This is a genomic window from Undibacterium sp. TJN19, from assembly GCF_049339485.1.
Lineage (GTDB): Bacteria > Pseudomonadota > Gammaproteobacteria > Burkholderiales > Burkholderiaceae_D > Undibacterium.
In genome coordinates, this window is record NZ_JBMPPL010000006.1 from 201,501 (window position 1) to 225,875 (window position 24,375).

Here is a 24,375-nt window from a genome sequence, read left to right on the forward strand (position 1 = left end):
ATCATGACTGAACCAGCAGATTCATATAGAGAAACAAGAAATGCGCTAAGACATTTTGTCGCTGAGCGCGACTGGGCGCAGTTTCATACGCCAAAAAACCTGGCAATGGCGCTTAGTGTGGAAGCCGCTGAGTTACTGGAGGTTTTTCAGTGGCTGCCAACTGGTAGCCCAGCCGAGTTGAACGACGAGGCACGCATCGCAGTGCGCCATGAAATGGCGGATGTCATGAATTATCTGATCATGCTTGCTGATCAACTCGAAGTTGATCTGGTCGCGGCCTGTAAAGAAAAGATCGCCATCAATGCGCTTAAGTATCCAGTCAGCCAGGTACGGGGCGACGCCAGAAAATACTCTGATTACGACAAACAGAAAAACTGAGCTAAAGCACACAACACGCATTGATTTTCGCTATTAACGTGGCAGCATAAAACATCAGTTTATTTTGCAGCGGTCTCATCAGGTTTACGGCCACTGCCTTCAAGCTTAAAGAACAGCAGCATCAATGCCGGGACAAACACCAGCCATAAAAACACGCTGAGCATTTGCGATTGTTTTTCGCCTGAGGTTGGCAGCGCCAGATAGGCCTTGTTGTCATCAGTCTTTGACACGTAAACTTTCAAAGGCGTCCCTTGTGTCAGTTCTGCCGGTTTCAGGCCGGTCATTCGTAATACATGATGGGCTTCGCAACGGCTGCAAATCGGCGAAATACTGTTTGCTGTGTGTTCGATGCCATTGACCATATAGGCAAAGTTAATCTGTATCAGTTGTTTGTTGAAACCGCCAGTCACTGCATAGCCCGGGTTGTCGTCGACATCATGCACCATGGTGACGATGGCGCCGTCAAACTGCTCAAAATCGCTATCGGAAACGCGCATGGTATTGAGTTTTTGCAGATTTTCTATCCCGAGATAAATGGAAAAAATGGCAAAAAGCGTGACGAGGGTTCTGACTATCATGTGATGCTTCTGTGGGTAGTGGTTGAACTTGGTTTTGAATGCTTAAGAAATTTTACTCTTTTGGCTTGGCTGACAGCGATTAAATATTTTAAAACACGGCTATTGGGCCGTAATACTATCCGGCTTCTTTTCAGCAGCGGGCGCCTTGGCCGGCGGTAATGCCGGGGTGAGTGCAGGACGGGCAGCAGGTGATAATTGTTCGGCAGGTTTATTTTTTTGCCCTGTTTGAGCGTTCATGCCAATTTGATGGAAGCCGTTTGCAAGGCTCAATTTCTTTTGCATGACCTTTTCCCAGGCTGGTAAATCGCTGCAATTCTTGAATGTCGTTTTGTCAGTCAATGCAAAGCTGAGGCTTTTTTCCTTGCCCGGCATGACCAGGCGGCAATAGCTATTGTCTTTGGCAGTTTCCAGTAAATATGCTTGCTGGTTATTGTCATAAAATGCGACATTGCTGGCTGTTGCCAGATCTTCCCATTGATTGGCGTCCATGCTGACAGTTTGTATCAGCTTGCCATTCAAATCCATGCGTTTGATGATGCGCTTCTTGTCGGCGCTGGCATCCATGCAATCGACGAAGCTGGCCTGGGGTGGGGCGCTGATGGCTGTGGATGCAGTGCAGATGTTGACTTCGCCTACGCCATCTTGCGTCAACAGTTTGACGTAGGTGTCCGATTGTTTAAGGCTGTCTCCAAACAAAGCGCTGGCCAATTTTGTGGTTCTGGCGACGAGTATGGTTTTATCATTGAGCACGCTGACCAGGTCGTAATCCAGGTCTTCCCACGTTTCCATGGAAAACAGCCACCACTTCTTTTGACGCTGTACCTGATAGTGGAATTCCACATCGTTCCCGGGTTTGTTTGTCTTGGGGCCTGATGTCGATTCTAGGCGATACGCTTTAAGCCATTTGGTGAGCAGTATAGTTTTGTTTTCAGCCGTGTCATTGCAGGCGGCCAGCATCAACGGCAGCATTGCCATGATGGCGCGGGTCAGGATTTTGCCTGCAAGTGTCGGGTAAGCAGATAACTGGTTGAATGCTCGCAAGCTGGTCTTTCATTTGAAGAGATAAGACACGGGGCGCTAATTATGCCAGACCATAGGCGATCAATAGTCTCTTGTCAATTGCCTATATGTCGGCATTGTAGCGCCTGGCGAGCAAAATTTACTCCATATTCAAGCCGAGTTGTACTGGAATCTTGGAACCGGTAGCATTCACAAGCGCGATTTCATCTAGTCCGCCATGTGCCAGCCCCATCGCGGCGGCAATGATCTGCATGTCGTGTGTACTGACTTCGAAAATACCAAAGCGGAATTGATAACCCCAGTTCTTTACTCCTTTGGAAAACTCTAGTTTCTCCAGCATGGGCAGGATAGCCGCATGCTGAGAAGCCAGCCAAAGCACATCGCGGCGAAACGGATGAAAATCTTCGCCCATTTGAGCCTGATAGGTTTCCCGCGGTTTGACCAGGCCAAATGCAGTAAATACCTGCAATCTGGTTTTACTGCCGAAAACCTGGCTGGGGGAATAGTAGGCAACCCTGTCCCCGACGTGCAGGCGGCGTAAAGGCGCCGCCTTGCCGTGGCAGACTTGCATGAAACCTTCAGCCTGACCACGTTGTACGTGGTCGGCAGAGGCAACGGCTATCCAGTTGCGCGACATGATCAGGCTGGCGCAAAAACGCGCAGGCGGTGACCGTCGGGGTCCTGCGCCACAAAAGTATAGCCAAAATCCAGGCTGCATGGCATTTGTGCAATCTGCATGCCACGCGCCGACCAACTGGCAAAGGTACTGTCGACAATGGCATTGTCGCTGACAGCAAAGGCCAGTTCGCTGCCGCCTACCGGGGTAGCAGCAGGTTCTACGGTATGCTTCGACCACAGACCCAGTTTGGTACCGGATTGCAGCACGAAGAGGCAAAAAGTGGGCGAAGTTTCAACTGGTGTCAGCCCCAGTAGCTGGCTGTAAAAAGCACCACTGGCTTCTGGGCTGTTGACGTACAAAAGTGTGTAGCTTGGTGTGATCATGATGAGTGCTCCTCAATACTGGTTGATTGGATATTTGCTTCGTCGTTTCGTTGACAGCGATGACATCTTAGGCCGGAGCAGTGTCAGTTTTTGTCAGCAGTGATTAGAGTGATCATTGGGGAAAAGGAGAGACCAGTACGAGATATCAAGCTATGGAATTAAAAAAGCCAGGCATCGTGACGATGCCTGGCTTTTTTATAAGGTGCGATAATTACGTGGCAGAGCAGATAAATGGATATTCGGTATTGTCAATGAGGGGTATGACATCAAAGAAATCATTGAGGACGGATTCTGCCGTGCAATATGCACCCTCTACCCAGGCCTGGTCGTTCGAATAGGCTTCACCGACGATGAAGATATTGGTATCTGCACCAGGTATCAGCTGTGAGGGTTTGCGGATATTCTGTTGCACATCACCGATATCATAATGCGCTGCCCAGGCATGGTAGCCGGCATTGAATGGTGGCAAAGACCAGTCTATATAGGCAGCATCCAGTGGTTCTGGCACATAGCTATAATCAGCACCCGGGCCAAAATGGATATTGGCCAATTGTTTGCGCAACATTTTCAGCATACGCTCCGGTACTTTGCGCGGGCCTTTCAAGGGTTCAGTATTTTCTGAAAGCGGTACGTGTCTTTGTTGTTCTGGCCCCAGTTCGAGTTCTTGCCAGAATGTGGTGAAGGTCTCATCATCATAGGCTGCCAGTAAGCCATATACCGGCTCCGTGGTTTTATCGAGCGCATTGTTGCCGAAATAGACGACCATGCGTACCGGATTATCGGTGATGCTGGGGCCTATGGTATTGCGGCTTGATGTCGCCAGCAACTGTTCTTCCTGTACAACGGTCAGGCGCTCTTGCAAGCGTTGTTCAACGGCCTTCAGAAAACTTTCGGTGTTGGAAAAGGGGGTGTTCATGATTTCTGGCTGGCTGCCGCTTGCAGGTTTGCTGATTTTCAGCAGGTATCTTTCCGGGAAACCCTGAGTTTCCAGCGCCAGTATCACATCTCTGGTGACTTCAAAACTGGTCAGTTGTGGCGCATAACTAGCCTGGGTTTGCCACCAGGGTTCCTTAAAGAACATGCCTATCTTGTACGAAGGCTGCATGATGGACGCTTCCATGTACAACTGTACTTTCTGGTGGTTTAGCACATCAAGTCCGGCATGCGTCTCATAGCGGCTTGCCTGTGCTACCAGTTCAAGCGCATAACGCGGCATGGCCAGCCACGCTGCATCTGTCGTGGCACTGCTGGCTTTTTTGTTTGGGTGGTCACGATGGGCAATGCTGTAGTGAATGACGTGGTCAATATCCAGTATCGAATGCAGGCGACGGTTGGGCTGATAATTGAAATTGACGCCTTTGTCCCTGGCAAGTTGGGTGATAGTGGCAAACAGGGCCTTGAACATGCCTGAATAACCGGTTGTCAGTGTCATGTATTGATTGCCAGGCGTGAACTCATTATTGGCCTGGAAGGCGACAGCGGCATTCCAGTTGATCACATTTGATGAATAGCCATTACCATCGGCGGAATAATTAAAGCCTTCAGAACCCAGTTGATCAAACATCAGATTCCAGTAGCCAATGTCTTTTAATTTATCCCCTTTCTGGAAAATCGAAGTTGATGGCAGTTCAGCGCTGATCTTGCCGTGCTGGTAAAAATGATCCCATTCACGGCGGGTTTGCGGCCCGGTAGTGGCAGTGACGGCCAGGTCTTCAACAATAGTGAAGCCCTGATTGGGGGAGGCACTGGCACCGTAGTTATTGACACGGTAGGGCGCAGGATTGGTGGAAGAAATATCATTGAGGTAGAAATTTCTGGCACGCAGGTAATATAAAGGGTTGTCCGATTCATTGAAGGGCACGGCATATTTATCCAGGCCCAATTGAGCGATGACGGTAGTCACCAGTCTGTGACCAGGGGCCTTGCCGTTATTGCAGTCGCTGGCCTTGGTATTCCATTCTGAATAACGCATGCCACCTAATTCCACATAGGACTTGCCGGGGTCATTCTGGTAATGCCAGGTACAGACGCGGGCACCCGCGGCACGCGTACCAGGATCATCTTTGCTGAAATCATACTGGCCCCAGTCATACAGTTCCAGGGTATCGCCCTTGACCAGCAATTTTGTGTCGTGATGGTCTTTCTTGCTCTGGCCGCTGAGCAGGCGCCATGCGGTATACAAACCGGCAGCACCGGCGCCGAAGATGGAATAGGTTTTGGTTTTCATGATAGCTTGGTTTTCTGCTTGGTTCGCATGAGTTGAAAGGAGAACTTCAAAGACCAGTTACTTCCATTGCGTGAAGTATTTGTAGCCTGTGGCAAAGTGCGAAATGTCAAACGGGGTGTGCCCGTCCAGCGTCAGGTCGGCCAGGATTTTTCCAAGCAATGGCACAAACTTGCCAGCCCAGCCAGTGGCATAAATGGCGATGTCTTTGTGGGCCGGGACATAGGCGGGAGCAAAATCGATGAGCAATTCCTTGTTCGGTATTTTGCTCAGCGCAACCATGCAAGTGGACGTGTATTGCGGTATCGGGTCCAGGCCTGTCATGTGATTTTTGACCCACTCGGCGGTGTACGCCAATTCTTGTGGATTGGGCACCAATGTGCGCTGGCTGGGTGAATTCAGCGGTGCCATCACAAAGTCGGAGGCGACCCGGATATAGCCGGGATAATTCCAGCTGACTTCCGGGAAACCATAGAACTGATTGCCGTTATCGCCAACCGGATTTTGGAACACAAACCAGGTGGGATATTGAATTGCGGGATCGGTTTTTTTGTAGAAAGCTGATGCCATATTCCAATAAGTGGCGGCTACCTGAAAATTAAGTAATTTAAAAACGGCGTCCGCATACGGGCCAGGTACCAGCACCAGTTTTTTTGCCGTGAAAGTGCCAAGTGGGGTCGTGACTTCAAATTGCTGGTGCCGGTGCTCTATTTTTGTAACCGGAGCCTCTTCCTTGAGTGTGACCAGACTGGATTCTTTATTCCAGTGATACAGGGTTTGCTGGGTTGCCTTCAAATCTATGCTGGCACCCTGGGCCTGGAACAGACCGGTATAAGTCGAGGGCAAATTCTTGAAGTGATACTGGCTTTCCAGTTCGGACGCATTGACGCTTGTGTAAGCTACGTCCTGTGCTTTCAGGGCCAGTTCAGCTTGTCTGATATTGCCCTCGGTGGAATGCACATCCGGGTCACCAAACCATAGCGTACCTACCTCATCCATCAATGGTACGGGTGTCAGGCTTTGCAGTTCATCCCAGAACGGTATCGATTGCTTAACCAGCTTGACCATGTATTCATCAGGATAGGGAATACGGAACTGTCGCGATACACCGGCAGAGCTGCCCAGTTGATTGATAAACGTAAATTGTTCCAGTACCAGGGTTTTGGTCCTGCGCTTGCTCAGGTGATAGGCTGTCGACAAGCCCATGGGTCCGCCACCGATGACGATGACATCAAACTGCTTTCCGTCTTCCATTTGATTCCCTCTGACGTGTAGGCTTACCGTCCCGGTCTGTTGCACCGGCTTGCTGGCGATGGGCATCGCATTGGCCAAAAAAATTATCTAAAGCCGACGCGATGCACACATGACTTTTCTTTGTGCCGCCTGAGTAAAGCTCAGGTCCTGATCAATGTCGCCACCGAGATATGGGGCCAGTCAATATCAAGAAAACGCAGGATGACCGTCTGGGTATATTGCAATTGCATGAACTGACTGCCATCTGGCCGTTGCACGGTTTCTATCCAGAAGATGGCTTCCAGTTTGGTGGCATTCGCATTGACTGTGACAAATGGGATGTTGACGATGCCGCCTACCGGGATGGATGCCACAGTCAAGACAGTCGTATTGATGATGTGTTGGCCCTGTATGGAATCGAGCAAGGCTTGATTCATATCTCCAACATAGGCCTGTTTCATGCCAGGTGGTAATTGTGTCAGGGTGTAGGGGGCCAGATAGCCCAGATGTTTCGAGGCAAGTCCTGGGCCTGTCGGTTTTGAACTGACGGGGGAAATTTGTGGCCCGCCCTGTACTGAAAAGCCTTTTCCCTGGGCCAGCAAGGAGTCGCCATGCGGGATTGTCGATTGCCTCACTATGCTTGCCGGGGCGGCCGGTGCCGTGGTTGCAGGCACATTCAACCAGATGCCAGGTTCGACATGGATGCCTTCCATGGTCTGAATGTCATTGACGTGCTGCAAGTAAGTCAGACCAAAAATGCCTATGTCATTCTGTGCAGAACCGCGATTTGGCACGACACCACCAATAGCGCTGAATTGTATTCTTTCCGTCGTTGAATTCAGGATCAGTCTGAAATCGGCGTTGTGCTGCTTGTTTGGTACTGCGATCAGATTGAATCCGCGCCCGGCCCAGGTGCCCTCCAGTTCTGCAAGAGGGCCTAAAGGTGAAGAGCTGAGATTGCCCGGTGGGGCCGCACGCAATGGCATATTGGCGATCATGGGTTACATCCTTCCGGTTTTTGTTGCACAAGAAAAATCTGGGTTTGCCTTTTAAAGGCATACGCAGACGCAGGAAATCAGTGAGGTAAGGCAAGAAATGTAAAATTGCTTAAAAGATAATTTAAGTTATTGAATAGTATAGTAAAAAAACTAACTTGAAAAGGGGGTTTTTTCTAAAATAAAAAGGGAGATTTTGTTCGCAGGCAAGCGAATGCAAGAGATAAAAGGAAGAGACGGAATACAGGAGGGGCGCTATTGCGGCCACTTACCGCAGGTGCAGGCATAGGTGTGCCTGGACAATATATGAGAACTCAATCAGTCAATTAGGATGAAATGAGTTCGAAAACCTGCTTGTCTACTTATCCGTTTCAAAGTGAAAAAGCAGACTGCCGTTGCGGTCAGTAGCAAGCGGATTGAATTTCAACGTTACGATGCAGCGGTCTAATGAATCCCGGGTGTTTGCTGGCTGGCATTGTGATACAGCATGGGGATTTTGGTCTTGCTCATGACCATCATGGCAAGGCTGGCTGCTGCCAGCAGAAACCAGTTCAAGCCTGGCAAGTGCAGATTTTGTGCCAGATCGAACAACAGACCACCCGCCATGCTGCCCACCATCGTGCCCATACTTTGATAAAACATTTGTTGCGACATCAGGCTACCGGTATCTGCCGCCGATTTATTGGCAAACCGTGCGATCAGCACATCGAGTGAAGGGCCGTAAAATACCTGGCCAAAAGACAGCAGGATCGCAGAAACGATCACTGCTGCTGCGCTGTGGGTAAATACCACCATCAGCGCAAAACTCAGGAACAGGCATGAATAACCTATCTTCAAAAATCTGAAATGATCACGGGTACGGACTGCGCGTTTGGAGATCGGAATCTGGAAAAAAATGATGACCAGTGCAGCCAGCCAGAACGGTGTAGAAACCGGGATTTCAGGCGTAAATTTAGGAATATGTAAACTGAAGCCTATCATGGGTTGAACTGCAAAACACCAGAACACTGAATTGGATAAGTGAAACATCAGTGGCAATCTCAGATGCTCTGGCGCTGACGGCAGTTTTTCATCGGAATCAGATGAAGCGAGCATCGCATCACTGGGGACTTGTTTTTCAAGCGCCATCGCCAGACCCTGGGTTTCATTGGTGCTGATCGCTTTCATGGCGATCAGCATGAACAGGCCGTACACGATGAAAGTAATCAGGACGATTAAAAACACGATTTTCAGTTGTTCGTGCGGCACCCAACTCGCGGTCAGATACCCGCCGACCAGTCCCATGCGTATGGCAAACGCTAGACGGCTGAACAGCGATGCCTGATCCAAGTCTTTTAGTTTTAGCAGATAATTTTTCAAACCCGGAAATGACAGACCGCTACCCAGGCCCGCCAGCAAGGCAAATAGTGCCAATGCCCAGGCTTGCTGCAAATATGCCATGCAATACAGGGCAATGCCTTCGAGCAGGATATTGCCTGATATTGCAAACGGATGATTGGCCAGTCGCGGGAAACGGCTACCCAGATAAGAGCCAAGCACACGCCCCAGATTAAGTCCAAATAAAATCGATGCCGCCCAAAAACCCGAAAAAGCCTTACCGGTTTCTGACACGATGATGGGTGTGTATAAGGCTACACCACCTGAGGCAATGGCCACTCCAACATAGATCAGATAGGAATTAAATACGGGATTGAAAGTCTTGTTTTGCATAGATAAAATTGTCGTTCACCGGGGTGTTGGTGCCAACAGAAAACGACACATTTGTCTGTGATGAAGCTTGGGGTGAGATAGCCGGCAACAAAGTAAGTTCACGGCAAATTACACGGCCACCAGTTCAGGCATATGTCGGTACTTCAAGGATTTAATAATTGTACGCTCAATTGTCAAATCCTGTTGCCGGGTCGCAATAAGGACACGTTTGATAAATAGCTTGTCGCCAGTACCTAGCTTATCGGCCCATACTGGTGCGATGGCATCGCATTCAAAGCTTGCCCAGATATAGCCAGGCCCAGCCTGCCAACAGTAGCAGACTCAATAAAAACAAACCCGCTGCACCGTTGGGGCGCAGTACACCCAGGTAGCTAATTGCTACAGTAGCCACGCCTTTCTTGACGCGTTTCATGCTGCGCCAGCGCTGTATCACTTTCAAGACTGACAGCACAAAGGCAAAGGTGGCACAAGACAAGAGGGAAACACGAAATACGTTCAAAAGATTGACTTCGCCAAGCGATATTTTTTTATACACCAGACCAATCAATGCCATCACCATGGCTGCACCAATAGAGATGGCGACGTTGGCATACATGGTCTTGCGGCTATTGACGGCGGCATCTTCGAGCTCACATTTGAGCAGATCGACTTTCTCATTAATCAGTGTGGACGTCTCATGCTTGATCGCCACGATGCGCTGATCTATGGCTGCACCGATCTGTGCGGTGGAGTAGTCGATCAGGGCTTTGATGTCATCCTTGGTCATGCTGCGCTGATTGTGAATTTCATCAGACAACAACGCGATATTCCGATCCACCTGTTCACCGGCCTGGCGAATGACTTCGGATACTTCATTACTCAGTTGATGAATCGAACGGTCAACCAGAGGGGCGACGCGCTCATCAATGACGCGATTCAGACTGTCTTCAAAATGGCTGGACGCCTTCTTCAGATTTAATGGATCAAATGCCATTCATTCTCCAGGATGCAGGCAGAGTGATTTCGTTTTAAAAAACGAAATCACTCTCACCTTGAATGCAGGGTTTGGTCGCCAAGGTCTATTCAGGCGATACCAATAAGCTACTAAAACAGTACTTGCGCAATTTGGTTTTATTTTTACATTGCTTTCTATACAATGCAAATTGCTCCCAGAGCAACAATGAGCCAATAAAATTGGCAAATGCCAAATGCTTATTCTTGTTCCGGGCAAGATTTTCTGATTCAGTTCAGAAACGTATTTAAATGAATAAGGATTTTTATGTTGATTAAAAAAATTTCCCTCATCGCGTGTGCTGCCGCGGGCATATTGCTCAGCTCTTTTGCTTCTGCCCAGGTTTATGTCGGCGGCTCTGTCGGCAAGAGCGACACCAATGATCGTTGCAACTATGCAGCTTCATGTGATGCCAAAGCCACCAGTTTCAAGGTCTTTGGCGGCTACGATATAGACAAAAATTTTGCAGTCGAAGCCGGCTATTTTGCTTCGGGTACAACATCAAGAAGCCTCAACCTGGTGCCTGGCAATAGCGACCAAAAGAAAACCGGCCTGAGTCTGGCTGGTTTATACAAATATGAATTTAGCGAGGCTTTTACCGGTTTTGCCAAACTAGGTATCGCACATTTGAAAACCGATTCGACATATGCGACTTCAGGCTTGCCGCCGGATAGTGGTTCCTATTCAGAAAATCAGGCTTTGTATGGTGTGGGCTTAAGCTACAAGTTCAACAACAACCTGGCAGTTCGTACAGAATTTGAAAAATACAATCCCAAGACTTTTTCCAACAAGGGCAGCGCCGTCAGTAACTTCTCTGTAGGTGTGCAATACAATTTCTAAGTAAGATGGCGGCATTTACTGGCCAGTTCTCATTACCAGTGACACCGCCGCACTATTTGTTTTGCTTTTCAGGTACCGGCTTTTTTCGCCGATTTCCCTGGTTTCTTAACTGGTAAGGGTAAAGCTGCGGCTGTGGTGCGTGCAAGCGTGCTCAAAGCATCACGGTCGTCCAGTAAGTCACTGTCGATCAGATACCAGGGTTTGGCCTGCGGGTAGGGTGGTGCTTCGTTCACCATGTTTAACAGGCCGCGGCCAGCCGTCGTTGGCTTGATGAATAACTGGTCATCACAAATCAGGGCAAACATTTTTCCCGACATATACAACGCATATTCACCAAACATTTTTTTCGCCTGCACGTCTTCGCAGCTACTGAGCTGGTCAAGGATAAATTCTACAAAGCTTGCTTGTGAGGCCATGATTTATTCGGGATGAAACCACCTTATTCCGGACGGCGAAATTCGTCAGCGATCCAGGCATTGGCATTTTGCAGGTTCAGCTTGAAGTTAGGTGCAACCCTGACTTTGGCCAGGTCAGTGCCATTGGCATCTTGTGCGCTTAACCATGCATACGGGTCATCTTCATCAGGTACGATGTCTAGCATGATTTTGTAATCAGCTTCAGCGGTTGCTACCATCATGCTTTTGTGCAGTGTGGCATGCAATTGCTGTTCATGGCGGCGTATGACTTCTGAAGCGGTTTTCACCAGCGTACTGAAGGCATTATTGTCCAGTGGCTTGGGATTTTTCTTGTCGCGTCCCATGGTCCAGGGGCCTACCAGAGCCGGTTCGGGTTCGCCATCCTTGATCATGGCAACGGCCCAGCCTTCGTCATCATCATTTTTGATGACACGTGCTGTCCAGCCCTTGTCACGCCATAAGCGTGCTTCCTGGATTTTATCTTCGTCGTTGGGGATGGTGTCGCTGCTGTTTTGGATATCGTGTGGCAAGGGAATTTCTCTTGAATGTGTTCGTAGCCTGCATCCTACACCTTAATGCAGATATTGACAGATTCAGGTTTCGGCAAGGGCGGGTATCGCCGGTGGCAACAGGGCTGGCAAGCCATGGCGTGCTCTCGCCTGCAGGCATTTCTCATCACCAGCCTGCACTTCATGACACGGGGAGGGGCGTTGCGCATAAATTTCGCATTTCACTGACTGCCCAACCTTGCCAGTCAGTGCCTGGCAGCGCGGTTGTCTGCTATTGGTGCCAGCCATGCAGGTATAGACAGGTGTGAGGGTTTCAATCAGGGAATCAGGTATCTTTGATATTTCCGCTTCTGCCCAGTAAAACGAAACCCGGAAACTGGCGCAACAGGCACCACAATCAAGACAGGGTTCTTTTTTGTCAGTCGAAGCTTTTTCCATCAATGGCAAAATTGACTGATATCATTTTCAGCGATGGTTCTGTCATTTGCATCTGCCTGCGTGCCTGGTGAAATGGTGCGATGATAAGCGCGACCTTCTTTGATGGCGGGTAACAAGCGGCGTGCATCTTCACAGCGGCTGGCATCGGTCACAATTTGGTCGCCGCGGCTGGTTTTTGTCTTGGGTGCTGCATTGGAACCGGGCGCTTCTTTCTTGCGTGCAGCCTGGCGCTGTTTGAAAGCCAGTTCCAGTTCTTGCCAGCTTTGTGTGCTTGATTTTCCACTGCCACCAGCGTCGCTGACCTTGACTTCCTGAGCCTTGGCATTGCCAGCATCCTGCTTGTTTTCAGAATAGTGGGTGTGACCACTGGCATCCACCCACTTATATATTTCTGCCTGGACTGCACCTGACATCAACAATGCGAGGATGCTGCAGGCGAAAGCACCTTGCCTGAATTTGAAAAGAAATTTGTTTTGGTACAGCATATTCATCAAAATGATACAGAAAAAAATTACATTGGCAATGTGATGTACCAGATCGTATCTGGTATCGATCTGGTTTGGCGCAGTGTACCAGTTCCTTTAAAATTGCACGAGAGTAGTGATAATAGTCCTATAACAGCACTATGCTCTCGTGCCACGTTATTTTTTATCTGCGAAGTTTATTCTTGCACCCGCTGTAAAACCAGTATCCGCCCACCCTGATGCAAATTGACACTTTGCGCCTGTTTGCCCTGGGTTTCAAACTCTAGTGTCGCTTCAACCGCAGTCAGCTTGAATTTGTTTGCGGTGATAGGAACGATTTCCAGGCTGGGTTGCCCTTTGGCCTGTACTTCCAGCCCGCCCTTGCCATTGCGTCTTACTTCCGTGCTGAAACCTGGACTTGTATAAGAACCGATGACGCGGGCAATCTGTTCTTCGCTCAAAGCGGCCACAGCCGCTTCGGCTGGTAAATCGCCTTTGCGTACCCACACTTCTGCCTTGCTATTGCCTTGCGGGTAGAAATGCAGGGCAGTCACCTTTCCCTGCGCATCCCTCTCCAATTGTATTGAACTCAAGGCGTCGTCATCAAAGCCAAGACGCTGTTGACTGGCGGTACTTAAAGCCAGGGCCCGGCCACCCTGGCGTTGCGAATACAGCCTGCCTTCGCGCAAGCGCAAGGTGCGGCTGACGCCATCCTTCACATACTCACCTTGCGCAGAGCTTAACTGATCGTTTGTCCATTTCTCTGCTGCCAGCGCCAGAATAGGGTCACCGATGGCCATTGCTGCCAGCTTCAAGGCGTAGGCTTGCACCCTTGCTTCCAGATTATTTAACTGCACGACGGTGGTCCCGCTTTCAGGTAAATAGTAGAGGTCTGAAACAAAGCCATTGATGCCACCGTTGTGCCATATGGCCGTTTGCGTGCGAACAGGGCGTGCGCCGATGCCAAAGCCATAGTTGTCCTTGATTGCTGCACCTTGCGCTGTGATCATTTGCTTGTACGAAGCCGGTGACAAGACACGCCCGCCATGCAGGGCTTCATTCCACTGCCACAAATCTTTTGCTGTTGATATGAGTGCACCTGCACCTTGTGGCACGGTCATGCTGATAGGGGCCGCTGGGCTGATGCGACCCTGGTTGTCTTTCCGATAGCCACGCACCAGGCCCGGCCAGATTTGTGCGGGGTCTTCATACGTGGTTTCTTTTAGGTGCAGTGGCTTGAACAGTAACTCGTCCAGTGCCTGATGCCAACTTTTGCCAGTGATTTTTTCTATGACCGCACTCAGCACAATATAGCCAGAATTGCTGTAACGCCAGGCGCTGCCTGGTGCAAAATCAGTCGGCAGATCAGTAATCAGTTTCATTAATTCTTTGCTGGTTTTATCCATGCGCTGGGTATTTTCGTCAAAACCCGGCACACTGGTAATGCTGGCGATACCTGAAGTGTGATTCAATAATTGCAGTAAAGTGATGTTGCCGCCATTCGGAAAATCTGGAATGTATGTCGACAAAGGATCTTCGATTCTGGCTTTACCCTGATCCACCAGTTTCAGCAAGGCCGCAGCGGTAAACTGTTTGCTGATGGAGCCTATGCGCAAACGATGCTCTGGTTTTAATGCCTGCTGCAATTCCACATCTGCCATGCCACGTGCCGCAGTGCAAATCAATTCGCCACGTCTTGCCAGCAGCACCACGGTGCCGGGGCCATCAGCAGGCGTGTCTTTTAAAACAGCATCACATTCACCCGCCAGGCTTTTTACTGATGGCAGGGGAATGCTGGCGGCAAAGGTCGCTAAGGGGCTGAGCGTCGCCGCCAGAAAGCAGGCCAGGATGTTTGTCTTATTGAGTAATGCAGAGCGGGATTTTTTCTGTACAGGTGTTTCAAGTGTCAAAGTTTCCGGCGCTAAATGATGGCTGGACATGGTTTCCTCTGGTGATGGTCAGGATAATCGCAGCCTAATGTAAAAGTTTTCAGCTTGGTGCAGCATGACTTTGCGACAGAATACAAAAATCGGAGGATGAAACGCAGAACAGAGATCTTGAAGCCGTGTCGTGCATGGGCTTATTTGTCGCCAGTCTTTAATGAAAAGAACAGGCCCGTAGAAATCAGCACGGCGCCAGCCAGCAAGGACAAGCTCATCGCTTCGCCCAATACGAGGATGGCGAGCGATACGCCTACCAGCGGCATCAATGCGGTAAACATCGACGCTTTAGCGCCTATCTGGCGCACAGCCAGGTTAAAGAGGAGTGTTGATACGACGCTCACCAATACGCCCTGATAGACGGTCTGTATGGCGATAGCACCAAAATCGCGCTGGAACAATACCGTGCCGGCAAATACAAAATAAACCGGCACATACAACAAACCACCTACCTGTACCACGCTGACGACAGATAAGGGGTCCGTATTCCAGCGCCGCATCAATACCGTATACAGCGACCACATCAACGCTGCCAGCATGAACAGCAAATCACCGCGCCATGCCTCTGTGTAGGCGGCATTGCTGGCATGGCCAGCCTCAATTCCAGTCCCAGACGCTAAAACGCTGCCAATTTTAACCACCAGTACGCCAGTCACCAACAAACCCAGACCAAGCAAGGGTATCCTGTCACGCCTGTCCAGCATCAACTTCGCCAGCAGGGATGTAAACAAGGGCGTAAAGGCCGGATAGATCAGTGAACTATGTGAAGCAGGTGCCCAATGCAGTCCACCCACCAGCACCATGTTATACAAGGGGCCGGCAAGCAGCAGCAAGACCAGCGCTTTTGGCCAGCCTATTCCGGCGGCATCCCACACACCGCGCCTGATGAGCAAGGGCAGCATCAGCAAGCCACTGGCAGTAAAGCGCAACAGCGTCAAATCGAAAATATCCAGAGACGCACGGTAACCAAAAGTTGCGACTACTGGTTGCGCACCCCATATCAGTGCCACGACCAAACCATATACCAGGCCCATTAAATGCTCACTCCCTCAATCGCAGTGACGGTAGTGATCAAAGTATGGAAAAATCATTGTTGCGCAAATCTGTCATCAGCATATGGCCCGGGGCATGGGTAATACACAAAGCCGGTCTGGCCTGGCTAAGCGCCGCTTGCGGCGTCACGCCGCAAGCCCAGAATACGGGTAGTTCATCATCATGGATGTCGACTGCATCGCCATAATCTGGCCTCGACAGATCAAAAATGCCGATCAGCGCAGGGTCACCGATATGTACAGGCGCACCGTGCACACCAGGGAAGCGTGAAGTAATCTGTATCGCCCGTATCGCATCTGCTGCCTTCATCGGGCGCATTGTTACTACCAGCGGCCCGTGAAAAGGACCTGACTGTGCAGTCTGAACGGAAGTGCGGTACATCGGCACATTGCGGTTTTGTTCTATGTGACGAATGGCAATACCATTTTCTATTAGCGAATGCTCGAAAGTGAAAGAGCAGCCTATCGCAAACGTCACCAGATCATCACGCCAGAGATCTGTAATGTCATCCGGTTCTGCAAGTACCTCACCATCACGAAATACCTTGTAACGCGGCACATCGCTGCGTATATCCAGATCTGCCCCCAGTGCAGGTATAAAGGGATTGCCAACTTCAGACACCGCAATCAAGGGGCAGGGCTTGGGGTTCTTTTGGCAAAACCGGTGAAACTCGCTTGCATCCTGCTCGGGCAAAATGACCAGGTTGACCTGGACGAAACCGGCTGCCAGCCCAGATGTTTCCTTGCGCCATACGCCGTGTCGTATGGCCTGACGCAATTGCGCGGGTGATTGAGAGGCAAATAAAGGTACTGACATGGCTGCTCCATAGCTGTGATACGTGTCGTAGAGGGGCGGGTTCAGCCAGTATAAAATGCACTGTTGATAGAAGATAATTGAAGTTATTGCCAATAGTTGATAAGATTTATCTATCATGCGCCCCTCACTACAACAACTTGAAACCTTTTACTGGATAGCCCGCCTGGGCGGTTTTCATGCCGCAGCCAAGCACCTGCACCTGACACAACCCACCATCAGTGCCAGAATCCAGGAGCTGGAAGACATACTCGGCCTCAAGCTGTTTGAACGTGGTGGCCACCGTGCCGTTATCACCCCGGTGGGACGTGATGTGCTGGTACAGGCAGAAAAAATGCTGCGCCTGTCTGACGACCTCGAGCAAATCAGCAAACGGCGCAACCCCATGCGCGGTCTGCTACGCCTGGGCGCCAATGAATCCACTGCCATGTCGGGCCTGATTGAGTTGCTGGGGCGGCTAAAAGCCCAGTACCCCGATGTGCGTATAGAACTGACTATCGATGTGGGGGCCAACCTCAGCCGCAAACTCAATGCCCGTGAACTCGACATCGCCATCCTCAGCGACCCCGTCTCGGCACCGCATGTCGTTGATATTGCGATAGGCCATGTTGACCTGGCCTGGGTGGCATCTACCCAAACCGTATTGAATGAACAAGCGCTTCACCCTGCAGGCATGGCCACGCTACCCGTTGTCGCCATGCCCTCGCCAACGACGATCTGCAATGTCGTCATGGAATGGTTCAGGCTGGCAGGCCATGAGCCTGAGAACCTCAGTATCTGCAACTCCATGGCAATGATGATCAAGCTGGTCGCAGCAGGCCACGCCATCGCTGTGCTGCCGCGCGCCGTGGTGGATGCAGAAATCAAGAGCGGAATTATCCGCACGCTGACAGTAAAACCGCCGCTGAATCCCCTGATGTATTACGTTTCCTATTTGCGGCAAGAGCAAGGGCTGGCTGATGGCAAGCTCGTCACCATGGCGCGTGAAGTATTGCAACTAAGCGGGCTTGTGCTGCCACTAGCCCGCTGACATCGCCAGTTCGTTTTCAGGACTAATTGAGCGGCCATGTGCACGCTGCCTATGCCCGGCTCAGTTATTTCGTCCCGCAAAATTCAACGTTCAATCCCATAAATTGTGCTTCTGTCTCAATCTGCCAACTTGCGCGGAAGGTATTGCCTATATTGCGCCATGTGCACGCAATCAGGCGTCACCGGCGAAGGAAAAATTGTCTTCGCAAAGTTTTACTGGAACTTATCTCATCTCTGTGGATGAAATGAATTCTGGTTTGCAGATCTCTCCAAGAACAGATCTGGTTTTCTTAATCCTGAATCAGAAAGCATATTGAACATGAAAAATACATACCGCCTTCTCCCTTTCAAATTGTTGATGGCAACGCTGGCATTTGGCGCATTCCAGGCGCATGCAGCGACATCCGTGTCTGATGCAGACATCATGAACATCATCAAACAGCGCATCGATACAGACAAAAAAGGTGTCGGCATGGTGGTTGGCATTGTTGACGAAAAAGGCAGCAGAGTGATTAGCTACGGCTATGCCAACCTGGCCGAGCGTCGCCCGGTTGATGCCGATACCCTGTTTGAAATTGGTTCCATCACCAGCGCGTTTACTGGCGTAGCCATGATGGACATGGCAGAAAAAGGTGAAATCAGATTCAAGGAACCAATCACTACTTACCTGCCTGATGGTATCAGGGTGCCCTATTATGACGACAGAAAAATCACACTCGCAGACCTGTCATCGCACCGCTCTGGTCTGCCCGCTGCACCCGGCAACTCTGGCAGCGATAATCCCTATACAGGTTTTACAGCTGCCAAGGCCTATGAATTTCTGTCCGGCTACCAATTGAAATACGATGTCGGCAGCCGTTATGTCTATTCAAGTTTTGGTAATGGGCTGCTGGGCCTGGCACTCAGCCAGCGTGCCGGTACAGACTATGACACACTGATCAAAAATCGTGTCAGTACCCCTCTGGGCATGACAGTCACCGGCGTTAATCTGGATGCAGGTTTGCAAAAACGTCTGGCAACGGGTTATAGCAGCAAGGCACAATTTGCCACCGTACCTGCCTGGAACTTTACTTCATTCGAAGGTGCGGGCGGCTTGCATTCATCTGCCAATGACATGCTCAAATTCCTCGCTGCCAATATGGATCAGACCAAGACGCCCTTGAACGGCACCATGCGCAAACTGCAAATGCCGTTTGAGCCAGGCAACCGCCTCTTGCTTGTCTGGGGTGGCTATAATAATAAATTCGATAGTTCCATCCTCGGTCTGGAAGGCAAGACAGGTGGCTACAGCAGTTATATCGCCTTTGATAAAAAAGCGGGTAGAGGTGTCGTAATCTTGTCGAATGCAGATGTCAGCGTCAGCGATATCGGCAACAAGATCATCAATGCTGATTTTCCGCTGACCCAGTAAGTGGAGAATGGCTACCTGCGCATATGTGCAGGCAGCCATCAGTGAAATAAAAAGCTGGCGCGGCAACACAAGAGCCTTCATCGTGAGCGATGGAAGGCATGCAAGACAGTGGATAAGTGAATGACATTAACGCAGCAAGCATTGCATGAAACTACCTATATCAGGATACGGCCTTTGTTCGTCATCCTGATGATGCACGTCCTGTTCTTCCTGGCTTTATCCCGCAGCACTGCTCCCCAGACAGACAAGAATGCATCCAGAAGCACAGTGACTTTTCTGGCACCTGTTATGCCACAAACAGATCCATCGCTATCAAAAAAAGAGCATGAAAAAGCAGAGTATCAAGCAGCAAAGCATCAAGAAGAAAAGCATCAAACGCCGCCCCCTTCGGTTCAAAAAGAATCTGTGCAGCCGCCCAGAACGACATTGACCCCGGCATCAGCCGAGAAATTGCCTGCACCTCCAGCAGCAAAATCGTTTGCAGAGATAACAGCGAATGTCGAAACAGACTCGCCTGGCAAAACCGGAATCAATCTTAACCAGCTTCGCTCACAGGCAACACTGCTCGCCAAAGAATCTGCACAAAACGAGGCCAGTGAAGCTGGCTATACGGGTATTCTTGGTGATTACTACGGCAGCTATAACGGTGCCGATACAGGTACGTTTTATATCCACGTTGATCACACCGGCAATATCTTTGGTTCTGCCGATTCAGGCACCGCCCATAGCAGTTTCACGATTACCGGTAAAGTATCGACAAATGGTGTCGTGCAAATGACAGGGAAGGGGCTGGCAGGCTCAGCCAGTTTCGACGGCAACATCAATCTCAAGACAGGTGGTGTGGCCGGACACTGGAATTTGACAGGTTTTGGACGAGGGCAGTTCGCCGGTCAACGCGCCAAGTCTGCCAGTAACAGAGCTTATTGATTCAATAATCGAAACTGACTACGCTGCTTAAGCAGTTCGGGGCGTCGCGCATCGCGCGTCCTTCCACAAGAAGCGTATTGGTCTTAAGACTCTTTTGTCGCAGCAGATGGTGGAGGCGGGAGAAACCCCATATGCTGCGCTTTATCAACGGCGTCCTTGACAGCACGTTGCATAATTTTTTCCATTGTTGCGGTATCACGCAATTTTTCTGCGATAGGGTCGCTCAGGTCTTGCTGATGCTGTTCCATATGCTGTTCTCATAGATAGCAAGTAAGATGCGTCATTCGCACCAAGTACTACTCGCCAAAATCATTTGTTACAGGTAATTTGCTATCGGTCCCCCAATCTGGGGATAGTATTTCCTGTTTAACGTAAACATGAAATGTTGAATGCGGCCAATCGACCGCACTAGCTACCAAGCCATGCTTGACAGGGTTCCAATGTATATACTCCAAGTGCTTTGTAAATTCCTCATCATCGCGGATTCAATGCCCCCAAAAAAGACTTCGCTAGATGCCGAATTCTCCTCTTGAATTACGTGAAGCGGAAATGCCTTGTGCTCTTAATTCAGCGGTGCAGTCTTGAGATGCCGGGTATTTTATTATAGCCCGACGCAAGGAAAAATCAGCTTCTCCTGATGGTAGCAATCATAGGTAATCCCCATGCATCAATATCAAATGGATGAAAGTGACGGGCTATCTGAATTGCTGTTCGCATCGCTTATCGTAATAATGGGTTTGTTAATATTGTACGTTTTTGAAAGCCGATGACAGTTAAGAAATAGATGGCACTCTGAATGCGAGATCGTCGATAATTCTGCATCGGAATTTTTCTAAAGATATAGGGCGCGCATAGCGCACCCTACGTACTGGATTTACACGAGACAGAAGAATTTTATGCGGTTATTTAGCCACGCAATCTTGGGATATCCGATGACGATTTACATTGCATGTAAGAAAAGAGAAGTTAATTCAGCATCCCTTATACTTCTTTCTTTCGTATTATTTACACCTTCTTTTGCTGCCAATGCGTAATCGGGAGAAACATCTCTTTCGAATTCAATAAGTGATTCTTTAATTATTAAAAGCTTGGATTCGTCCAAACTATCTAAGTGTTTAGCAATTACAATAATTAAGCTAAAAGCATTTGACTTGTTCAACCAATATGATTTTTTGGGGAAGCGAAATCTATTAAATATTTGGGCTGAATCCTCAAGTTTTTTTACTATTTCATCTTTGCGTACGAATGATTCTGAAAAATCTGATAAGTAACGTTCAGATAGATCATTTCGGTTGAAAAAGCCTCCCATTACCGTGGCCATCAGGTTTAACACAAATTGTAAATGCACTTTTCTGGAAAGTTCATAATTTGAAAATATATCTCCGTCAATTAACCATTTATGAAAATAGGATATCTTTTTTGATTTCGCCCAATCATAGAAAGACGGTGGTACATTTGGATCAATTGTGAGTGCATTTTCTTCTTCTAGTACTAATTGTTTTGACAGAAATTTTGCAACAAACATAAATTCTGACGGCGCATATTCGGTGGCTAGTTTTTCTATTTTAGACAAAGAATAAAACGTTCTATTTAGTCGTTGGAAGATTTGAATGATTTGTGGATCGTCTTCCGCTAGATCAAGATCGATAATTGGAATTTCATATTTGAGAAATTTTTCTTTTTCTGTAGGGGTAAATTCACTATATTTTTTCCCCGCGATAGAGAATTCATCCTTGAGAAAACCCATTATTGCGTTCATGCGTTGCTGGCCATCGACTACACAAGAAGTCGACGTCATCGTATCAACATCAATTTTTCCCCTTGAGATAAATATTTGAGGAAAAGGAAACCCAAGTAAGATGGTATTTATGAAATCAATTTTATGCAGTTCACGCCATACTAAATCTCTTTGAAAGTATGGAGAGATAATAAGTCTACCTGTCTTAATTTCATTTGCGACATCCAGCAGTTCTCTAGAACGAATTTGATATTTAATCATTTTTTTCCAATTAACTGTTTTGCATTATTAATATTTTCAATTTGCTTGTATTCAAAAGTCTGTAAAGTCGAATAAATGCCAGCGTTTATACTTTTAAATTTTGCTAAATGTTTTTGAGAGATTTTTTGAAAAAAATCAAACCATGAAGTTCTTGCTTGACATAGTGGCATGAGGTCTGGGCGAAAAAAGCCCCTCGCCAAATTGTTTACGAAACCGTCGTAGACACTCTTGCCATCTCTGCGCTCAAATTTTGACAAATCCTTATATCCATTCGTTGCTTTGCAGGCGTAGTCTAAGTATTCCAAAAAAAGACGTTCGCTTATGATGGCAACATCTAAATCAGATTCACCACTTGTAAATTGATTTGCTTTGTGAAAACTTTCACCTGTATGCGCCGATCCGGTGATTAAAATTTGATTTATTGGAATATTCCATCTGTTTGCAATTTCGTTAAAAATTTCAAACTTAAGTTCAAAGTTCTTTTCAAATACAAAGGAAGGGTAGGTAACATAAATTTTTCTTGCAATTTGATCTAATGGATTTTCGTTTTTGAATCCCAACTGAATTGCGTCACGATGTAACATTTACACTTCCCTTATAGAATCACTTTCCCCACGAATCCTTCAACGTCGTCACCCTGTTAAACACAGGCTTGCCAACAACAGAATCCACGCGATCTGCCACAAAATAGCCGTGGCGTTCAAACTGCAAACGTGTATCTGGTGTGATCGTTGCTAGACCAGGTTCTACATAGGCGCGTACTACTTCCAGCGCATTCGGGTTTAGCAAGGCCATGAAGTCTTTGCCGCCGGCATCGGGGTTGGCATCTGTGAACAGGCGGTCGTACAGGCGTACTTCGGCTTCCAGTGCGTCGGCAGCGTTGACCCAGTGCAAATTGCCTTTGACTTTGTAATTGGCGCTGCCTTCGGTGCCAGATTTGCTGTCGGCGAAGTAGTTGCAATGCACGGCGATGACATTGCCGTTTTCATCCTTGTCGCAGCCTGTGCATTCAACGACATAGCCATAACGCAGACGCACCTTGTTGCCTGGGAAGAGGCGGAAGTAGCCTTTGACGGGCTCTTCCATGAAGTCTTCCTGTTCTATCCACAGTTCTTTGCCTATCGTGAATTCGCGGTTACCCAGTTCAGGGTGGTGCGGATGGATAGGTGCGGTGCAGGCGATGTTTTCGCCTTCCGGGAAGTTGTCGATAATGAGCTTCAGCGGGCGTAGCACGGCGGTGGCGCGTGGTGCTTTGGGGTCAAGATCTTCGCGCAGGCAGCCTTCCAGCGTGCTGTAGTCTATCCATCCATCTGAGCGGGTGACACCGATACGTTCGCAGAACAATTGCAAGGATTCTGGCGTGTAGCCACGGCGGCGTATGCCGACGATGGTAGGCATGCGCGGGTCGTCCCAGCCGGTGACGATGTTTTGCTCTACCAGTTGGCGCAGCTTGCGTTTGCTGGTGACGACATAGGTCAGGTTCAGACGGGCGAATTCATATTGTTGCGGTACTGGTTTTTTGAAGAAACCACCTTCAGCAGCGCGTTCTATGATCCAGTCATAGAAAGGGCGGTGGTCCTGAAATTCCAGCGTGCAAATTGAATGGGTGATGTTTTCTATCGCATCTGAGAGTGGATGCGTGTAGTCATACATGGGGTAGATGCACCAGTTGTCGCCAGTACGATGATGGTGGGCATGGCGTATGCGGTAGATGGCAGGGTCGCGCAAATTCATGTTGGGCGACGCCATGTCTATCTTGGCGCGCAGGATGTGTTCACCATCCTTGAATTCACCTGCCTTCATGCGGCGCAGCAAATCCAGTGACTCTGCTGGTGCGCGATCACGGAAAGGCGAGTTCACACCTGGTCTGGAAAAATCACCACGGTTGGTCGCCATGTCGGTGGCACTTTGGCTGTCGACATAGGCCAGGCCTGCGCCGATCAGGTATTCGGCGATTTCATACAGACGGTCAAAATAGTCACTCGCATAGTGCAGGTGTTCTTCACCTTTGTTATTCCAGTCAAAGCCCAGCCATTTGACGCTGTCCATGATGGTGTCGACATATTCCTGGTCTTCTTTCTCAGGATTGGTGTCATCAAAGCGCAGGTGGCAACGGCCAGCGTAATCGCGTGCGAGGCCAAAGTTCAGGCAAATCGATTTGGCATGGCCTATGTGCAAATAGCCATTTGGTTCAGGCGGAAAGCGGGTGATGACCGTGGGCAAACCATCACGCGCATATTTGCCCGCAGCCTGGTCGTTGTCGATAATGGCGCGCAGAAAATTCGAAATGGGTGCTGGTACAGCAGTGTTGGCGTTATTTTTGATATCGTTGCTCATAGGTGTTGATCAATTAATATGATCTTTTAAATATGGAGATGACAAGCATTTTACCGTAGCGCAGCATG

At 49.0% G+C, this 24,375-nt stretch carries 25 protein-coding genes; 5 read left to right on the plus strand and 20 right to left on the minus strand.

Annotated elements, in window-relative coordinates; genetic code table 11:
• Positions 1–3: 3 nt before the first annotated feature.
• Positions 4–378 (plus strand): nucleotide pyrophosphohydrolase, encoded by a 375-nt coding sequence (locus tag ACO0LH_RS17680; protein WP_422942441.1) that lies wholly within the window; start codon positions 4–6, stop codon positions 376–378.
• Between the two features lie 59 nt (positions 379–437).
• On the opposite strand, the gene ACO0LH_RS17685 is transcribed toward ACO0LH_RS17680, so the two are convergent.
• From ACO0LH_RS17685 to ACO0LH_RS17725, 9 genes are all read right to left on the minus strand, one after another.
• The gene (locus ACO0LH_RS17685) at positions 438–956 is read right to left on the minus strand and encodes a hypothetical protein (protein WP_422942442.1); all 519 of its coding nucleotides are present in this window, start codon (positions 954–956) and stop codon (positions 438–440) included.
• 99 nt (positions 957–1,055) lie between these two features.
• Positions 1,056–1,997, minus strand: a complete 942-nt coding sequence (locus ACO0LH_RS17690) for a hypothetical protein (RefSeq protein WP_422942443.1) — start codon at positions 1,995–1,997, stop codon at positions 1,056–1,058.
• A gap of 118 nt (positions 1,998–2,115) precedes the next feature.
• Positions 2,116–2,613: an EVE domain-containing protein gene (locus ACO0LH_RS17695; RefSeq protein ID WP_422942444.1), complete on the minus strand. Its 498-nt coding sequence runs from the start codon at positions 2,611–2,613 to the stop codon at positions 2,116–2,118.
• Between the two features lie 2 nt (positions 2,614–2,615).
• Complete coding sequence (locus tag ACO0LH_RS17700) at positions 2,616–2,978, minus strand: VOC family protein (protein WP_422942445.1); 363 nt, start codon at positions 2,976–2,978, stop codon at positions 2,616–2,618.
• Between the two features lie 211 nt (positions 2,979–3,189).
• Positions 3,190–5,205 carry a hypothetical protein gene (locus ACO0LH_RS17705; RefSeq protein WP_422942446.1) on the minus strand — a complete coding sequence of 672 codons (2,016 nt, stop codon included), beginning with the start codon at positions 5,203–5,205 and terminating at the stop codon, positions 3,190–3,192.
• Positions 5,206–5,262: 57 nt separating this feature from the next.
• Positions 5,263–6,456: an FAD-dependent oxidoreductase gene (locus tag ACO0LH_RS17710; RefSeq protein ID WP_422942447.1), complete on the minus strand. Its 1,194-nt coding sequence runs from the start codon at positions 6,454–6,456 to the stop codon at positions 5,263–5,265.
• A 140-nt stretch (positions 6,457–6,596) separates the two neighbouring features.
• The gene (locus tag ACO0LH_RS17715) at positions 6,597–7,433 is read right to left on the minus strand and encodes a heme-binding protein (protein WP_422942448.1); all 837 of its coding nucleotides are present in this window, start codon (positions 7,431–7,433) and stop codon (positions 6,597–6,599) included.
• A 441-nt stretch (positions 7,434–7,874) separates the two neighbouring features.
• A complete protein-coding gene (locus ACO0LH_RS17720; RefSeq protein ID WP_422942449.1) occupies positions 7,875–9,140 on the minus strand; it encodes an MFS transporter in 1,266 nt (421 codons plus the stop codon).
• A 271-nt stretch (positions 9,141–9,411) separates the two neighbouring features.
• The gene (locus ACO0LH_RS17725; RefSeq protein WP_422942450.1) at positions 9,412–10,113 is read right to left on the minus strand and encodes a hypothetical protein; all 702 of its coding nucleotides are present in this window, start codon (positions 10,111–10,113) and stop codon (positions 9,412–9,414) included.
• A gap of 285 nt (positions 10,114–10,398) precedes the next feature.
• Here ACO0LH_RS17725 and ACO0LH_RS17730 point away from each other — a divergent pair, with 285 nt between their 5' ends.
• The gene (locus ACO0LH_RS17730) at positions 10,399–10,971 is read left to right on the plus strand and encodes an outer membrane beta-barrel protein (RefSeq protein ID WP_422942451.1); all 573 of its coding nucleotides are present in this window, start codon (positions 10,399–10,401) and stop codon (positions 10,969–10,971) included.
• Positions 10,972–11,039: 68 nt separating this feature from the next.
• On the opposite strand, the gene ACO0LH_RS17735 is transcribed toward ACO0LH_RS17730, so the two are convergent.
• The 7 genes from ACO0LH_RS17735 to ACO0LH_RS17765 form a co-directional block, all read right to left on the minus strand.
• Positions 11,040–11,387 (minus strand): TfoX/Sxy family protein, encoded by a 348-nt coding sequence (locus ACO0LH_RS17735; RefSeq protein ID WP_422942452.1) that lies wholly within the window; start codon positions 11,385–11,387, stop codon positions 11,040–11,042.
• A gap of 23 nt (positions 11,388–11,410) precedes the next feature.
• A complete protein-coding gene (locus ACO0LH_RS17740) occupies positions 11,411–11,917 on the minus strand; it encodes a hypothetical protein (RefSeq protein WP_422942453.1) in 507 nt (168 codons plus the stop codon).
• A gap of 63 nt (positions 11,918–11,980) precedes the next feature.
• A complete protein-coding gene (locus tag ACO0LH_RS17745; protein ID WP_422942454.1) occupies positions 11,981–12,334 on the minus strand; it encodes a YkgJ family cysteine cluster protein in 354 nt (117 codons plus the stop codon).
• Positions 12,334–12,747, minus strand: coding sequence for a DUF4124 domain-containing protein (locus ACO0LH_RS17750; RefSeq protein ID WP_422942455.1), 414 nt, complete (start codon positions 12,745–12,747; stop codon positions 12,334–12,336). The genes ACO0LH_RS17745 and ACO0LH_RS17750 overlap by 1 nt, the downstream gene beginning before the upstream one ends.
• Before the next feature lie 248 nt (positions 12,748–12,995).
• Complete coding sequence (locus tag ACO0LH_RS17755; protein WP_422942456.1) at positions 12,996–14,738, minus strand: serine hydrolase domain-containing protein; 1,743 nt, start codon at positions 14,736–14,738, stop codon at positions 12,996–12,998.
• Positions 14,739–14,878: 140 nt separating this feature from the next.
• On the minus strand, positions 14,879–15,772 hold the full coding sequence (locus ACO0LH_RS17760) for a DMT family transporter (protein ID WP_422942457.1): 894 nt from the start codon (positions 15,770–15,772) through the stop codon (positions 14,879–14,881).
• Positions 15,773–15,809: 37 nt separating this feature from the next.
• Positions 15,810–16,607: a putative hydro-lyase gene (locus ACO0LH_RS17765; protein WP_422942458.1), complete on the minus strand. Its 798-nt coding sequence runs from the start codon at positions 16,605–16,607 to the stop codon at positions 15,810–15,812.
• 115 nt (positions 16,608–16,722) lie between these two features.
• Between ACO0LH_RS17765 and ACO0LH_RS17770 the strand changes: the two genes are divergently transcribed.
• From ACO0LH_RS17770 to ACO0LH_RS17780, 3 genes are all read left to right on the plus strand, one after another.
• On the plus strand, positions 16,723–17,634 hold the full coding sequence (locus tag ACO0LH_RS17770) for a LysR family transcriptional regulator (RefSeq protein ID WP_422942459.1): 912 nt from the start codon (positions 16,723–16,725) through the stop codon (positions 17,632–17,634).
• Between the two features lie 318 nt (positions 17,635–17,952).
• Complete coding sequence (locus tag ACO0LH_RS17775) at positions 17,953–19,044, plus strand: serine hydrolase domain-containing protein (protein ID WP_422942460.1); 1,092 nt, start codon at positions 17,953–17,955, stop codon at positions 19,042–19,044.
• 120 nt (positions 19,045–19,164) lie between these two features.
• On the plus strand, positions 19,165–19,971 hold the full coding sequence (locus ACO0LH_RS17780) for a hypothetical protein (protein ID WP_422942461.1): 807 nt from the start codon (positions 19,165–19,167) through the stop codon (positions 19,969–19,971).
• An 83-nt stretch (positions 19,972–20,054) separates the two neighbouring features.
• On the opposite strand, the gene ACO0LH_RS17785 is transcribed toward ACO0LH_RS17780, so the two are convergent.
• The 4 genes from ACO0LH_RS17785 to ACO0LH_RS17800 all read right to left on the minus strand — a co-directional run bounded on the left by ACO0LH_RS17785 (position 20,055) and on the right by ACO0LH_RS17800 (position 24,307).
• Positions 20,055–20,219, minus strand: a complete 165-nt coding sequence (locus ACO0LH_RS17785; protein ID WP_422942462.1) for a hypothetical protein — start codon at positions 20,217–20,219, stop codon at positions 20,055–20,057.
• Positions 20,220–20,911: 692 nt separating this feature from the next.
• Positions 20,912–21,970, minus strand: a complete 1,059-nt coding sequence (locus ACO0LH_RS17790; protein ID WP_422942463.1) for a DUF262 domain-containing protein — start codon at positions 21,968–21,970, stop codon at positions 20,912–20,914.
• On the minus strand, positions 21,967–22,554 hold the full coding sequence (locus ACO0LH_RS17795; RefSeq protein ID WP_422942464.1) for a hypothetical protein: 588 nt from the start codon (positions 22,552–22,554) through the stop codon (positions 21,967–21,969). Before ACO0LH_RS17795 ends, ACO0LH_RS17790 begins: the two co-directional genes overlap by 4 nt.
• A gap of 19 nt (positions 22,555–22,573) precedes the next feature.
• Positions 22,574–24,307 carry a glutamine--tRNA ligase/YqeY domain fusion protein gene (locus tag ACO0LH_RS17800; protein ID WP_422942465.1) on the minus strand — a complete coding sequence of 578 codons (1,734 nt, stop codon included), beginning with the start codon at positions 24,305–24,307 and terminating at the stop codon, positions 22,574–22,576.
• Between the last annotated feature and the right edge of the window lie 68 nt (positions 24,308–24,375).